Annotated in this window: 16 protein-coding genes; 6 read left to right on the forward strand and 10 right to left on the reverse strand. The window is 33.6% G+C overall.

What is annotated here, in order from left to right; all coding sequences use genetic code 11:
* The first annotated feature begins 31 nt into the window (after positions 1-31).
* The 3 genes from Q9306_RS16825 (at position 32) to Q9306_RS16835 (ending at position 1,126) form a co-directional block, all read left to right on the forward strand.
* Positions 32-655 (forward strand): trimeric intracellular cation channel family protein, encoded by a 624-nt coding sequence (locus Q9306_RS16825; RefSeq protein WP_306200561.1) that lies wholly within the window; start codon positions 32-34, stop codon positions 653-655.
* Positions 656-841: 186 nt separating this feature from the next.
* Positions 842-985: a hypothetical protein gene (locus Q9306_RS16830; RefSeq protein ID WP_196060793.1), complete on the forward strand. Its 144-nt coding sequence runs from the start codon at positions 842-844 to the stop codon at positions 983-985.
* A gap of 6 nt (positions 986-991) precedes the next feature.
* The gene (locus tag Q9306_RS16835) at positions 992-1,126 is read left to right on the forward strand and encodes a hypothetical protein (RefSeq protein ID WP_306200565.1); all 135 of its coding nucleotides are present in this window, start codon (positions 992-994) and stop codon (positions 1,124-1,126) included.
* A 39-nt stretch (positions 1,127-1,165) separates the two neighbouring features.
* Here the strand turns inward: Q9306_RS16835 and spoVK are convergent, their stop codons facing one another.
* The gene (gene spoVK / locus Q9306_RS16840; RefSeq protein ID WP_306200566.1) at positions 1,166-2,122 is read right to left on the reverse strand and encodes a stage V sporulation protein K; all 957 of its coding nucleotides are present in this window, start codon (positions 2,120-2,122) and stop codon (positions 1,166-1,168) included.
* A 120-nt stretch (positions 2,123-2,242) separates the two neighbouring features.
* Between spoVK and Q9306_RS16845 the strand changes: the two genes are divergently transcribed.
* Positions 2,243-3,205: a tyrosine-type recombinase/integrase gene (locus Q9306_RS16845; RefSeq protein WP_306200567.1), complete on the forward strand. Its 963-nt coding sequence runs from the start codon at positions 2,243-2,245 to the stop codon at positions 3,203-3,205.
* Between the two features lie 115 nt (positions 3,206-3,320).
* The gene (locus Q9306_RS16850) at positions 3,321-4,007 is read left to right on the forward strand and encodes a collagen-like repeat preface domain-containing protein (protein ID WP_306200568.1); all 687 of its coding nucleotides are present in this window, start codon (positions 3,321-3,323) and stop codon (positions 4,005-4,007) included.
* Between the two features lie 258 nt (positions 4,008-4,265).
* On the opposite strand, the gene hfq is transcribed toward Q9306_RS16850, so the two are convergent.
* Positions 4,266-4,490: an RNA chaperone Hfq gene (hfq, locus tag Q9306_RS16855; protein ID WP_000813896.1), complete on the reverse strand. Its 225-nt coding sequence runs from the start codon at positions 4,488-4,490 to the stop codon at positions 4,266-4,268.
* Positions 4,491-4,514: 24 nt separating this feature from the next.
* Entirely contained in the window at positions 4,515-5,465 is a 951-nt protein-coding gene (gene miaA, locus Q9306_RS16860) for a tRNA (adenosine(37)-N6)-dimethylallyltransferase MiaA (RefSeq protein WP_306200569.1), read from the reverse strand.
* A 201-nt stretch (positions 5,466-5,666) separates the two neighbouring features.
* On the opposite strand from miaA, the gene Q9306_RS16865 reads away from it, so the two are divergent.
* Positions 5,667-5,903 (forward strand): hypothetical protein, encoded by a 237-nt coding sequence (locus Q9306_RS16865; RefSeq protein WP_306200614.1) that lies wholly within the window; start codon positions 5,667-5,669, stop codon positions 5,901-5,903.
* 62 nt (positions 5,904-5,965) lie between these two features.
* Here Q9306_RS16865 and Q9306_RS16870 read toward each other — a convergent pair whose 3' ends face one another.
* The 7 genes from Q9306_RS16870 to Q9306_RS16900 all read right to left on the reverse strand — a co-directional run bounded on the left by Q9306_RS16870 (position 5,966) and on the right by Q9306_RS16900 (position 15,225).
* The gene (locus tag Q9306_RS16870; protein ID WP_306200570.1) at positions 5,966-6,706 is read right to left on the reverse strand and encodes a DUF6385 domain-containing protein; all 741 of its coding nucleotides are present in this window, start codon (positions 6,704-6,706) and stop codon (positions 5,966-5,968) included.
* Between the two features lie 36 nt (positions 6,707-6,742).
* Entirely contained in the window at positions 6,743-8,530 is a 1,788-nt protein-coding gene (locus tag Q9306_RS16875) for a glycosyltransferase family 2 protein (RefSeq protein ID WP_306200571.1), read from the reverse strand.
* A 12-nt stretch (positions 8,531-8,542) separates the two neighbouring features.
* Positions 8,543-10,171, reverse strand: a complete 1,629-nt coding sequence (locus Q9306_RS16880; protein WP_306200572.1) for a tetratricopeptide repeat-containing glycosyltransferase family 2 protein — start codon at positions 10,169-10,171, stop codon at positions 8,543-8,545.
* On the reverse strand, positions 10,168-12,129 hold the full coding sequence (locus Q9306_RS16885) for a glycosyltransferase family 2 protein (RefSeq protein WP_306200573.1): 1,962 nt from the start codon (positions 12,127-12,129) through the stop codon (positions 10,168-10,170). The genes Q9306_RS16880 and Q9306_RS16885 overlap by 4 nt, the downstream gene beginning before the upstream one ends.
* Before the next feature lie 118 nt (positions 12,130-12,247).
* On the reverse strand, positions 12,248-13,015 hold the full coding sequence (locus Q9306_RS16890) for a DUF6385 domain-containing protein (RefSeq protein WP_306200574.1): 768 nt from the start codon (positions 13,013-13,015) through the stop codon (positions 12,248-12,250).
* Positions 13,016-13,399: 384 nt separating this feature from the next.
* The gene (locus Q9306_RS16895) at positions 13,400-14,563 is read right to left on the reverse strand and encodes an iron-containing alcohol dehydrogenase (protein WP_306200575.1); all 1,164 of its coding nucleotides are present in this window, start codon (positions 14,561-14,563) and stop codon (positions 13,400-13,402) included.
* A 113-nt stretch (positions 14,564-14,676) separates the two neighbouring features.
* Positions 14,677-15,225: a DUF420 domain-containing protein gene (locus tag Q9306_RS16900; RefSeq protein ID WP_371932393.1), complete on the reverse strand. Its 549-nt coding sequence runs from the start codon at positions 15,223-15,225 to the stop codon at positions 14,677-14,679.
* Between the last annotated feature and the right edge of the window lie 164 nt (positions 15,226-15,389).

A 15,389-nucleotide genomic window follows, 5' to 3' on the forward strand; every position in this document is an offset into this window, starting at 1 on the left:
ACATTTCATCTAGTTAGTGAGGGAGAATTTCATGGCATGGGATTTATTTAGCATCATTGGTACAATTGCGTTCGCTTTAAGTGGAGCAATCATCGCGATGGAAGAAGAATATGATATTTTCGGGGTTTATATTTTAGGGATGGCAACCGCATTCGGCGGAGGTGCGCTGCGTAATTTATTAATCGGCTATCCAATTGTTGCGTTTTGGAAACAAGATATGTTATTTCAAATTGCACTATTATCAATCACTATTATCTTTTTATTTCCAAACAAACTTATCAAGCATTGGAAGCGCTGGGAAAATATCACTGACGCAATTGGTTTATCTGCTTTTGCGATTCAAGGGGCACTATATGCACAAAAACTAAATTTACCAATTAGCGCAACGATTGTAGCATCTGTCTTAACCGGAATCGGCGGGGGAATTATTCGCGATTTATTAGCACGCCGAAAACCACTTGTACTACGAGCAGAAGTCTATGCACTTTGGACAATTATAGCTGGACTTTTAATTGGGGCTAAAATTATTGTGAGCGACTGGGCATTATACGTATTATTCGTTCTTATCGTATGTCTCCGTATGGTCTCACTCTATTACAAATGGCACCTACCACATCGTAGTATAGAAAAGATTGAACATTTCAGCGAGAGATAACAAATTAACCCTTTACTTTTTTTGTAAAGGGTTTTTCTATTTTCCCCTATCCTAATAAAAAAAACATTCCACTTACTCCTCCTTATCATCATTAGAAACGAAAAATACCACTCATAAAAGGATTATTTTATTGCATGTTTTTTGTACATATTCGCAAATACTATTTCTTAAAGAGAGGTGAAACAAATGACAAAGCATGTAAATAAAGGTGCACAAAGAAGTTCCGTAGATCAATTTGGGCATGATCTAAATTCATCATACGAAAAAAGCAAAAAAATGGAACGTTATCACAAAGCTTATCAACAAAAAGCAAAAGAAGAACAGGAGTGAAATAATATGGCAAAAGGAAACAACCAACGTAATCGAGGAAAAGGTAGTAGCGTTAATCCACAAGGACTCGCTTCAGATGTAGCTGATCAAAGTCCAAAAAGTCAATTAGAGCAGCGTGCCAAAACAAAGAATACGAAATAAAACACGAAGCGTAACGCTTCGTGTTTTATTATAAACAATTTATGGACTATGCACTTCTTCTTCAAGTGTTAAATCGCTACTAGAAATTGTTATTAAATCATATTTATCATAGGCTTCTTCCTGAAGCAATCTCATCGCTTGTGTACGAATCGATTTTTCCACAATATTACGAACATAACGTCCATTACTAAAAGAAGTAATATGCGATGAATATTTTACTGCATTTAAATGATCGCGAAGATTCCACTCTGCTTCTTTTGATAACTGATACTCTCTTTCTTCATACATCTGCTTCCCAATTTCTAATAGTTGATTGACTGTGTAATCTGAAAACTCAATAATGAAGGGAAAGCGAGATTGCAAACCTGGGTTAAGTGACAGAAAATGATTCATCTCCCGTGAATACCCTGCTAAAATGAGTACAAAAGCATGCTGTTTATCTTCCATATGTTTAACGAGCGTATCAATTGCTTCTTTTCCAAAATCTTTTTCTCCTCCGCGTGCAAGCGAGTATGCCTCATCAATAAACAAAATCCCTCCCATTGCTTTTCGAATGAGATCTCGCGTTTTTTGTGCCGTATGTCCAATATATTCACCAACTAAATCCGCACGTTCCGCTTCAACTAAATGCCCTTTCGATAACACATTCATTTCAAATAATAATTTCCCTATCATTCTAGCAACAGTTGTTTTTCCCGTCCCCGGATTGCCTTTAAATAACATATGAAGAACTTGTTTCTCTGATTTCAAACCCATTTCTTGCCGTTTTTTATTTACATAAATCCATGCATAAATTTCTTTTATAATTTTTTTGATTTCCTGCATCCCCACAAGCTTGCTCATTTCTTCTTCAATCCGCTGCAACATTTCATGTTTTGTAACAGTTTCATTTGAAAGATTTTGCTTTTGTTCTGGAGAAGAAACAGAAATTTTATTTCGGTGATTTAGCACAATGTTAATTTGATTATTGTTCTTCTTTCGCATCGACTGTTCCATACAATCACCTCATTTTTTATCATCTCACTGACGAATATTGTCAACATTTGCGCTTTCCCAAGAAATAAACATTTTCTGAAAATTTTTGTTATAATGTAAGAAAACTAGGGAGGTGGGACTATGTCAACAAAAGAACTAAACGATACATTACAGGCTTTCTGCGCTTTTTTATTAAATAAGGGGCGAAAACCTTCGACCATTAAACGATACGTCTACGACATTGAGGATTTTGTTCATTGGTTAGAAAAGTACAAAAAAATTTCTTCTAATAATATATGGGAGACACTTTGTACAAAAGACTATGAAGATTATTTTTCAGACTTAAAAATAAAACGTCATTACTCTGAAAAAACAATGCATCGTGTTTTTATTGTATTAAATCGACTGTATTATTTCTTAAACTTGCCTAGCCCCCTGAAAGATATGGAACTTGTTATACAACCAGATCGTACATTGCGAGATGAAGATTTCATTTCGCAACAAGAAGAACAGCGTTTAAAATATATTTTAACTTCTTTGGAAGGACTGTCAGATAAACAACGGCCTGTACGTCCATTACTTATGGATCGAAACGTATGTATTATAATGCTTCTTCTTGATTATGGTTTATCATTACAAGAGCTCATCTCGTTGAATATGCATCACGTTCATTTTGAAAACAATACACTCTCCATTCCCGCTGTATCTGGAATAGAGCGAGTTATTACATTAACAAAAGAAGATAAAAAAAAGCTATATCAATACTATAAAAATATCCCCGAGCCAGTACGTCCAAAATACCATAGCACGGATTCATTATTTGTGGCCTTTGATTTTAATCGAAATACATTCCGTTGGGTATATGAAAATGACGCTCCAAAAGGATTAACAGAGATTTCCGTACAAAAAATGATTCGACTTGAAGTAGCGCGTGCAGGGCTACGCAAAGGTATCTCTGCCCAGCATTTACGCAATACTTTTATTTTACGCCTCATCCAAAATCATGTTCCGGAACAAGAAATTATAAAACGAATCGGTTTTAAATCAAAAATTTCATTAAAAAGATATTATAACTATGCAAAGCAAAAAGAAGACGCCTCGTAATAGGCGTTTTTATTATTTTTTATAACAATAACCCGTCTCCCTATTCCTTTTTATACCTTACTTGCATTTACTAAGATAAAGTTTTTCAACATGACAATTAGGAAGGAGACTTTCAATGTCTTATTTTAATGATAATGAGAAAAATGTTTCAATGCCTTATTTCCCAATACACTCCCACCGAATTCCATCCGTTCATTACACTCATGCTTCTACACCATCCATCAACCGTTTTCAAAAAACATTATGTGACTTAACTCATATAATTCCATCTGTATTTTCAACGCCATCACAATCAAACGTAACGGAACTCATAAACATATTAGAATCAATACAAGGGGATCTAAAACACTTAAACGTATCACTAATACAACGAGAAACCGCTATTGAGATTACTAGGGATTTAATCACTATTTTGAACAATCAACCGTTTTCGGCAAATGCAGTATATATTGGATTACAAAATTTACTCAACTTTTCGTTGCATATTATAAAATCATTCAAAATGAATCACCATGTATCTGAAAGTATTTTTAAACAAACAAAGAAATTACAAATAGCTTTACTACAAATAATGCCACTCGGAATGGATGATCAACTTCAAGATGATCAAGAGCAGCAAGACGAATACCACACACAAGAGGAATTCGAACTTCTAGATGAACACCGTGTACTAAGTGAACTTGAGCTTTTAGATGAACACTACGCACAAAACAATCTTACACTTTTAGATGAGCAACAGCAGCAAGATAAGCAACTTCAAGAAAGCGAGGAGGAGCTAATCTCCCTACATCTATCTGTATAATACGTAAAGTCGACTCAAAATGCCCGTTTAAACACCTTTTCCAACATAAGTTTTCAATAAATAAGATACATTTCTAGCTATCGAAGAAGATACATTTTTACTTTCAACAACATTTTAAGAATCAGCCTTTTTATTTTCATTCTATAGACAGGCAACAAAACATCTAGATTCTCTACCTCCTAACTAGATTTCCATGTATTTTTTAGAAATAAAAAAAGAGCGAATCATTCGCTCTTTTTACTATGTACAATTCTTTTACTATTCTAATTCGATTGAAACGTTCTTTTGTGGAACAAATGTAGAAATCGCATGTTTATAAATAAGCTGTTGCTTACCTTCTGTTTCCAACAATACAGTAAAATTATCAAACCCTTTAATTAAACCACGAAGTTGGAAGCCATTTAATAAGTACAGCGTGACAAACGTATTCTCTTTACGGAGTTGATTTAAAAATTGATCTTGAATATTGATTGATTGCTTCATGTCGAATCCTCCTCTTTTTCTCTACTACTTATTATTCGCCTTAAGTTGTAGCTTTCCTTCTGTATACTGTAAAATTTCTTGATTTTTTTCACCGCTTGTAACGTCAAACCACTTAACATCCATTTTATTCCGGAACCAAGTTAATTGTCGTTTTGCATAACGGCGGGAATTCGTTTTTAAAGCGATTACCGCTTCTTCTAACGAAATTTTTCCATCAAAATATTCATACAACTCTTTATAACCAATCGCTTGAATAGATTGGCAATCCCGAATTCTTTCTTCATACAAGCGCTTAACTTCCTCTAATAAACCTTGCTCCATCATAATATCTACACGTAAATTAATACGGCTATATAATAAATCTCGATCCATTGTTAAACCAATTAAAGCCACGTCATATAACAATTCATTTTCTTGTTGCTCTAATTGGTCACTCATCTTCTGCCCTGTTGTATGAAAAATTTCTAAAGCACGAATGACACGTCTTACATTATTTGGATGAATGCGCTTTGCACTTTTCGGATCAACTTCTTCAAGCTTTCCGTGTATATACTCTACACCATGTTCCTCTACTACTTGTTCTAACTGTTTACGGTACACAGGGTCTCCTGGCTCATCAGAAAACTGGTAATCATATAATACAGATTGTATATATAAACCCGTCCCGCCAACAATGATAGGTAGTTTACCACGACTTGTAATATCTGCTATATGACCGCGTACAAGTTCTTGAAACTCAGCAACGGAAAATGCATCTTCTGGATTTTTTATATCAATCATATAATGCGTAATTCCGTCCATCTCTTCTTCTGTAACTTTCGCCGTACCTATATTCATACTACGATAGATTTGCATGGAATCGCCGCTAATAATCTCTCCATTTAACGCTTTTGCCAATTCAATGCTAAGCTTCGTTTTTCCAACTGCAGTTGGTCCAATAATAACAACAACCTTGTCCCGCTTTTCTTCTCCCATATACTCCAACTCTCTTTATGTATAGTTATACATCTGATTATTATATCCAATCTTACCAATTTTAATAGTTAAAATGCAAGTAATCTTATTATGGTAATTGAAATTATATATATATTTGTTAAAAATATAATCTATTTTGCATGTTTTGTCCAATCACTTCATATACATGATAAAAACCAAAATGGAGATGATACGATGAGAATTGGACAAGCTACTATTGATTTTCGCTCGTTATCAGAAGAGTTAATTTTAGCAACAGCAACAAAAGAAAAGAATTGCTCTCAGGAAGAGTTATACTTTGCGCTAAATTGTATTTTGCGTTCGTTCCATGCGATAGTTACAAATGAAGAAACAAATATAAAAACTAACGAATATACACAATCACAGTTTTGCACTGCATATAACATCTTGACAGGACAAACGATATATCCATTCTAAATAATCTCCCTATCCCCTCTTCTGCCATTTCATAATAATGAAATTTTAATTATATTTTAATATTACCCTAACGTTTGCCCTTGCAAGTAAACAGTAACTTCTCCAGTTCCTTTCCCCTTTACAACGACTTTTGCAAATTTAAGAAACCGAACTGGAGAAATTGTTGCTATTTGAAGAGGTTCAATCTTAAATGTGATTGTATCTGTAAAGTAATGAACAGAGTCTGGGCTAATTTGTACATAGGCTTCAATGGCAGCATTTGTATTATTTATGATTGCAAAAGTGTACCGATTTAGCTCTGAAACGTCAAATATTACAAAGTCCCCTTCCCCTTCAGATATATGTAAAATAACTTCTCTATTGAAAAACATTTTTCTCATTACTGGCATATCAACGCCTAATGGAGCAAAGCAACTCATGTAACCCAATTGCTTATATTTTTCATACAATTTACTCTTTTTCCCATAATTATTTCCCTTAAATGTCTCTTCTTCTTCACCTTTTACACTATATTCCTTTGTTAATAAATATCCTTCATCGTCCACTCTTAACGGTCTTGCTTCTTCATTCTCTGTTATTCCATATAAAAATAGGATTGGTTGTTCTTCAACTTCTTCTTGTATCCCGTTTCTTTGTTTCTCTTCATTTTCTTCTCGTAATGCGATCTGTTTTGTCGTCATTCCAGATTGTAATGGAGGAGGTAAAATAGGTTGACTTTTCTTTTGAGCTGAAAACGGTGAAAAAATATCCTTTTTTCCTTTCTCGCTATGCCCCTTATTTGATGATCCCTTTTTACCTGCCACCTATATCACCTTCTTTATCCGTTTTCTCAAATACAGCTATCTAGAATGAATGTAAAGAAATATTTTTAACAAACGACTCCAATCAATATTTGTTATTTCACCATTACTTTTCTTATACTGTTCCAAGTCAAATATGTTGCATTGCATCAAATGATGAAAGCACCGTTCTGCCCGTTTCTTTTTATGTGATGCTAAAGCTAAACATGCGCCGATCATATAATCTAGGGGTTGCCTCACATGCTGATTCCATATTTCTTCAATTGTCTTTAAATGATTCACTGAAGCTTTTTCAAAATAATAACATACGTTGTAGTCTACGATATCTTTTAACGAATATTTGATCACTAATTTTTTAAATACCGAAAGAAATGCACACCAATTATTCGTCATAATTAATATATTCAGTACTTGTTTCATATGAATTCCATTTTGTAAACTTATCTCTTCCCAGTTATATATACAACGATTTTCAACGCCTTCTTTCCGCGACAAGTAATATAAGACGGAATAATCAGAAATAAAACCCCCTACTACTTTCTGTGCTTGCAAATCCCCATAACTTTCTCCAATTATTTTATAACTAATGAACCGTTGATCATCACATAAAGATTTTTGTAAAATGGACTGCAGCAATGAAACCTCCCCTGCTTTAGCTAAAAACTTTAACATTTGTAACGCATCCGTATACAACAACGGAAACAATTTTTCAATTTCATCTAAAATCTCTTTCTGTGTGGAGGTAATGCACAATATTTTTAAATATCTATATTTCAAATCTTCATGATTTGAATGTGCAACTAATTGCTTATAATATTCCTGCACTTCTTTAAAGGCATACTTTCGCTCCGCTACAAGTGCTAGTAGCAACAAACACGACTCCTTGCTAACCTCTGAAGAAGTTGAATAGTAATGTTCATGTTCGCATGTTTCCAAGCAATGATTTATCGCTTTCTCTCCCTCTGTATATTTGTTCATTTTTAAAAGAATTATAGATTTAGCATAAAAAAAATCTGGGAAATCCAAATACCTATCTTGATATTGTTCTATCAATTTTAAAGCATTCTCATACTGCATACAGCCCATATAGCTATATATTGTTTTTATAACTAAATCAGAAAAAAAAGCTTCTTGTTCACAAGCAAATAAAAGTGGTACATAAACAAGTAATGCTTCCTTATATTTCTCATGTTGAAAAAATTCCGTTGCATATGCATATTGCATATACGCATCATCACAGCGTTTTTCCAACGTTCGCTTTAGAATTTTCATATTTCTGCTTTCTTTTCCCTTTCGATATACTTCCTCTTCTAAATACCCCGTATGTTCAATCACAATGTTCGTAAATTGGATTTGTTCTTGTGAAAATGCATAGGTTATATCTTCATGAATAGCACCTCTATACGTAAGATAAGGTTCATTTTTAAACAATCGACAACAATAGTCCATCATATAACGAGTTATATCCTTTTTCTTTCCGTAATAGCTTTTAATTTTTACATAATATGCTCGTATACCTTCAGTTAATAGCAATTGTAAATATTGTTTTTCTACATGCAATGTTTCATCTGCATCTAACACAAGTATCCAGTCACTCGTTGCATACATTAATCCAGCATTTCTTGCCTTGGCAAAATTATTTTCCCATTTATGTTCAACTACAATTGCACCATACTTTCTTGCAATATTTACTGTACAATCTTGCGATCCTGTATCAACAATTACAATTTCTCTTACAATACCTTTTACTGACTCTAAACAAATTGGCAAATTCTTTTCCTCATCACAAACAATCATGCATAACGTTACATTTAAAGGTTGCATCATCATCTAACCCTTTTATTTATAAATTGGCTGTATAGAAACTCGTTTATTTATATATACCTCCGGAATTTTCGCAATATGTAAACTATATACATATTGTCTATATACCTGTTCCTCTTTCCCATTCACAGTCGATATAAAGTAACGCCACAATGACGTGATTTGCCATAGTTTGTGGTGATTTTCTTTTTGTAAGGCTAATTGAAATCCATATTGAACACATAGCCAGTCTTCTTCGCTTGGTAATATGTCATCAGACCATTCACCTGTTCGTAAAAAAGATATAAAAACATGCGTCTTATTTTTCATTCTTAATTGTTTATTTTCTACCCAATCATGAAATGCTGTTATAATAGATTGGTGAATCGTACGATACTCCATATATGCAGCCATGTCATATAGTAAGTCGTTAGATAAATTTCCTCTTTCATATATATAAAGAATTAGCGAATTTTTTTGCTGTTGAAAGAACATTTCACATGTTTTTTGTAATAAGGGTAAATCGTCCCAATAATGAAACATTTGAAATATATCTTCCACTTCTTCTATACTCTCTAGTAATGCCATTATCCTTTCTAATACTTCTCTTTGCTGGGCATCATGTTGTAAAACCTTCTTATACAAAGCAAGCGCTTCTTTCCGATTTTTTCTTTCCAGTAACTTTGCAAGTTCAAACGGCGCCTTCTTATTAATAATTCCTTCGTCCATTGTATAGTGCAATGGTACTTCCGTTATTGATACAATGATGCTATATATACGAATAGCTTCTGCAAATAAACCATTCTCAGCTGCAACACGCCCCCACATAAAAAGTAAATCCGGAAAATAAGGAAAGCGTTTATTCTCTTCGCGGCATACATTCAATACCTCTTTTTTTCTATCCAAGCTATATAGTGTAAAAATTTCCTTTTTTATTGTTAAAGGCCCAAACCCCATATGACTAATATCACAAAGCTCCTTTACCTTTCGCAAATGAAACAACGCATCTTCTAGGCTCCCTACACGTATATACTCACCAGCTAAGTTATAATGATGAAAAGGGTTATCTGGCTCTTTCCTTACCTGTTTTAAGACTAACGTCATATTACGTTCTTTTTTCTTTTTTTCTTGAACAATTTCTTCTAAATATCCATAATGGTGAATTTGAATTTCTGTATAAGCAACTAACTCATTATGATATACTCCCGCAATCGTACCACCAATTTGTTCGTGCACCTCACCTGTAAAACGAATTCGGTTATCATTCCGAAAAAAACGTAATACAGGACATGTTTCTACAATCGTTTCTCCCTTATTAGATATATGGTTAACAATTTGTAGAAAATATGCCGGATGTTTATTTTCAGTAGCAAGGGAGCGTAATAACGGTGCGGTATGCTCATCTAATTCTTCATCTGCATCTAAAAATAAAATCCACTTCCCCGTTGCGTGCTCTAATGCATAATTACGAGCAGCTGAAAAATCATCATTCCATTCAAAATGAAGGATTTTCGTTGCGTAACGTTCTGCAATTTCTACTGTGTGGTCTATAGACCCTGTATCGACAACAATAATTTCATCTACAATACCCACAATACTTTTTAAGCAAGCCCCAATCCTCTTCTCTTCATCCTTACAAATCATACAAAATGAAATGAGACTCATAAATGATAATTCCCCCTTTGCACAAACGTTCTATTTGTCATCCACTCCTTCTCATCCATCGCTTGTAATGATTGCATAACGATAGAAAGTTGCCGATTAAGAAAAGAACGATTCGAAACACCTTCTTTTATATTTTGCAAACGCTCATAAGCCTCATATAAATACGCCTGTGCAGCTGCCATTCTAGCCTTTTCATGGTACGGATTATATTCTAAAATTCTTTCTAATTGCGTGATCGCATGTGTATACTGCTTATTACGAAAGAGCATCTCTCCCATATAAAATAATATTTCTTCATCGTACTCTTCTTCTTTCATTAATTTATAAAATAAATGTCCGGCCCGTTCAATATAGCCTTCTTTATACAAACTTTTCGCATAATGAATGATCAGTTCTATATCATCTGCACTTTCAAGAATAGATTCACAAGCAGATAGAAGTTGAAGCTGAAGACACCTTTTGATAAAGTGTTTAACCTTATTTTTTTCATCATTACGCCACGTACTTACATCGTAAATAGAAAAGGAATAACCGTATTGTTCACGTATAACAAGAGGTGCTTCTTCTCCTTTAGCTATATACGTAAGAAAATGATCCACTAACCACCTATTCTTTTCTTCTTCTGTTAATGCTGGGCCAATATTCAATACATAATTTTGTATTAACAACGCTCGCTCTAATTGTCCTTTCCTTATGTAGCACTCATTTTGTACAAATAAATCTTTCTGAGAAAAAAATTCATATTCTTTATACAAATCAAGAATCCTATCATGAGCTCCGTATTCTTGTAAAATACGAATAAGAAGCTCTTTCTCTGCTCCTGCTTTCAACACTCTTTTTATAGCTTGTGATAATGTATAATCGGCACTTTGTAAACACATCTCAACAATAGCTTGGTACGCTTCTTGAAAATACGGTTGCAAAGCAATCGTTGCACAATAATCACGTAATGCAGCAACGTCATTTCTATTTTTACGATGAATCTCCCCGCGATAAAAAGATACGATATGGTGTAAATTTTCTCTTTCAGACACATAACGTGATGAATGATTCGTATATGTTTGTACCTTTTCAATTACTTTAAATACCTGATTATAGAGCCCTTGTTCATATAAGATTTGAATTTGTAATATATACAAGTCCATATAATCTTCATATTTTTGAAGCGCTTCCTCTAGTAATAATAGTGCTTCAGAACTTTTTTTAAGTTCCTTTTTAGTTAAAATTAAGTAGTAATATAATGTATGCAAATACGAAGCATTCTCTTTCTCTTTTGCCAAAGACAATTCAAACAAATCTTCACTTTTTTCATAATTTCCCAGCCGTAAATATTCAACTCCAAGATTATACATATAAAAAGCGGTCATAAATCCTTCCGAAATCGCCATCTCTAATAATTTCATATTCCTGCTTACTTTAGAAAACTTTTGTATGCGCTGCTCAGTATAGCCATAATGTGTAATAGTCAATTGACTTTCTTCTATATGTTCCAATGAAAAACTTTCTACAATTGTCATTAAAATTTGTTCATGTATACGACCTTTAAATCGAAATCGTTTATCATTTCGAAACAACCGCAACGCACGATGATACATACTATTATATGTGTCTGTCATATTCTTTACTTCAACCCAATATCCTTGAACAACATCTGTTTGTAAATACTGCCTTGTCTCAGCTCCAGTAGCAGTATATATTTCATCTGCATCCAATACTAAAATCCAATCTCCAGTTGAATGATTAATTGCTATATTTCTTGCTTCGCTAAAACTATCTTTCCATGTTGCTTCAACTAACTTTACGTTATACTGTTTTATTTTCATAATTGTCTCATCTGTAGAGCCAGTATCAACAATTACAATTTCATCTACCCATGATGCAACACTATGTAAACATTGTTCAATAGTATCAGCCGCATTTTTGACAATAATATTGACCGATAGCTTTACTTTATTCACTACATACCCCCTCCTTACCATTAAGGTATGAAAGCAAAAGCATGTATTAGTCATATTTAAGCCCATAAAATAGAAAAAGAGGGATCCCCCTCTTTTCCCTAATTATAGAAGTTCCACTTTATCCTTGTGCATTAAACCATACATCAATTGTACTGCTACCGCTCGTTACCTTATATGAAACACGTGTATATTTCATAAAATATTTCGGTGTTACCGGAACAACTGTATTTACTATATTAGTAATTTCTGTATCCGGATAATAATCTGTATCATTAGGACTAATTTCTAATAAAATATTAACGGTGTTCCCAGTTTGATTTTTTACAAAATAAGTATATATATCATAATATTCTGTGACCCTTGAAAGTGTAGCACTTGGTATTGGTGTGTAGCTTGTCGTAGTAACCGGAATATTAAGAGCGTTACTTTCAACAAAATTTTGCTGTGAAATTGCAACAACTGTTGTTACTTGATTAACTATATTTAACGTTCCGCCTTGGATTGTTGTTACCGTTGCTCCATTTACCGCATTCACTGCACTTACTGTGTTCACTACGTTTAACGTTCCACCCTGAATTGTTGTCACTGTTGCTCCATTTATTGCATTTACTGTATTCACTACATTTAACGTTCCACCTTGGATTGTTGTTACTGTTGCTCCATTTATCGCGTTCACTGTCATTACTTCTTCTACTACATTTATTGTTCCACCTAATATCGTTGTCACTGTTGCACTTTCTATTGAAGTAACAGATAAATTACCAACTACTTCAACCCTACCGGCCGTATCTGTTAATACAGGTCGTAATGTACCTGTCCCATCTTGTCCGTAAATGCTCGTTTGAAATTCTGCTGGATTTAAATTAAAAGTATTATAATTTGGCACATGACTCCCCTCCCCTAAAAATGATTCGCATACACATAACATATGTGTAAAAATATATATTGAAACTTACAAAAAGTATGTATGCGTAAAATTTTTATTTACATTTATTCGGTAGTTTCGAGAAGTTTTTTTAAAATCATAACTTCTCTCACCGCTTCTGCAAATATTATGTGGTGGGAATATTAACAAACAAAAAACACCTCTATTAATTTATCAAGACTTAAATTAAAAGTATCCTTAAAAAATAAAGGAGAGCACATATTATAAATGACTAACATGCGCTCCCCTTTTATTCAATTCATCAAGTATATAAGTGCCCTCATATTGAGCATATTATCCTCTTCTAATTATAGTACGTTTAACTAAAAAAAGTTTTTTGTTTGTTTATAACGATGCTTGATAAATCTTTACAACATCTTGTTTATTTAATTTTTTAAACTGTCCGAACTCACCATATGCCATTGCTTTTTCTGCCATAACATCAATTTGTTCTTCACCAATTTCATAATCTGCTAAACGAGATGGCGCTCCAATAGATGTCCAAAATTGACGCAATGCTTCAATTCCTTCTAACGCTATGTCAATATCCGCTTTATCTTCTGTTTGAACATGAAACACTCGAATTGCAAATTGTTTAAAACGACCTACATTTTCATGTAAAACATGTTGCATCCAATTTGGGAATAATATCGCTAAACCACCGCCATGCGGAATATCGTATACTGCTGAAACAGCATGCTCAATGTTATGCGTTGCCCAATCTCCTCGTACGCCCATCGCCAAAATACCATTTAGCGCCATTGTACCACAATATAAAATTGTTTCTCGATGCTCATAACTTTCTAAATCATTTAGCAGTTTCGGAGCTGTCTCAATAACCGTTTGTAAAATAGATTCACAGTAGCGGTCCTGTAATGCCGTATTTGTGCCTTGATGAAAATATTGTTCAAATACATGCGACATAATATCAACAATACCGTAAATGGTTTGATTGCGCGGTACAGATATTGTGTGATTTGGATCTAATATTGAAAATTGCGGAAATGTGACTGGACTTCCCCAGCCATACTTCTCATTTGTTTCCCAATTTGTAATAACCGAACCTGCATTCATTTCAGAACCTGTTGCAGCTAAAGTTAACACTGTTCCAAAAGGCAATGCTTCTTTTGCGATCGCCTTTTTCGTAACAAGATCCCACGCATCTCCATCATATTTGCTACCAGCCGCAATCGCTTTTGTGCAATCAATTACACTTCCACCACCCACAGCTAATATAAATTCGACATTATTTTCTTTACAAATTTGGATCCCTTTATTTACTGTTGATAAACGTGGATTAGGTTCTACACCACTCAGCTCCAAAATTTCTGCATCTATTTCTTTTAACATAGATATCACTTGATCATAAATCCCATTTTGTTTAATACTTCCACCACCATATACGAGTAACACCTTTTTCCCGTATTGAGGTATTTCTAGTTTCAATTGTTCTAATTGGCCCTTTCCAAAAATAAGCTTTGTTGGATTACGAAACACAAAGTTTTGCATACACTTCATCCTTTCTAGATAAAAGTAACTATACTTTTGTATAACATATATTTAGCTTTTTACAAAAAAATTTGCTTATACAAAAAAGAGTCTCAGCTGAAACTGAGACTCTTTTAATAATAAGGTGAAATCATTAAGTATACGATAACTCCAGTAAGGCTTACATATAACCAAATCGGCATTGTCCAACGTACAATTTTACGGTGGCGAGTCAATTGGTTTGTAAATCCATACACTAAAGAAAATAATGCAAGCGGTACAATAATAGCAGCAAGGAAAATATGTGTAATTAAAATAAAGAAATATACATATTTAATGATTCCTTCTCCACCAAAATGCGTTGCTGGTGCTAAATAATGATACGTCAAATACGAAACACAAAATAGCAATGTTGTTGTAAATGCGGCAAGAATAAATCCCCTATGTAGATTCACATTCTTTTTAATGATTGAGAACAACGCTGCTAGTAAAAACACGAATGTAAAACTATTACAAATCGCATTAATAAGTGGCAAAATTGTTACATCAAAATGCACTTCTCCTTTGTATCCAACCGATCCAAAAAACAAAAATAAAATAATCGCATTGACGATCACAGAAAGCGTTATTACAACAGGAGCATAGCTCTTCTGTTTCACAGAACCATCAGTCAAATTGTTCACTCCCTCATTCTTCTTAAAATATATAGTAGCTTCATTATTTTAACATATTATTCACAGTATAAATGTGACAAATGTTTGAAATAATCATGTAATGTTAAGCTTCCAGCGTTGATAATCTTTTCATTCACAAGTAGCAAAAAATAAACAATCCTCCTTAAGTCTTT

Origin of the sequence: Bacillus multifaciens, assembly GCF_030756675.1 — a bacterium.
Classification (GTDB): Bacteria; Bacillota; Bacilli; order Bacillales; family Bacillaceae_G; genus Bacillus_A; species Bacillus_A multifaciens.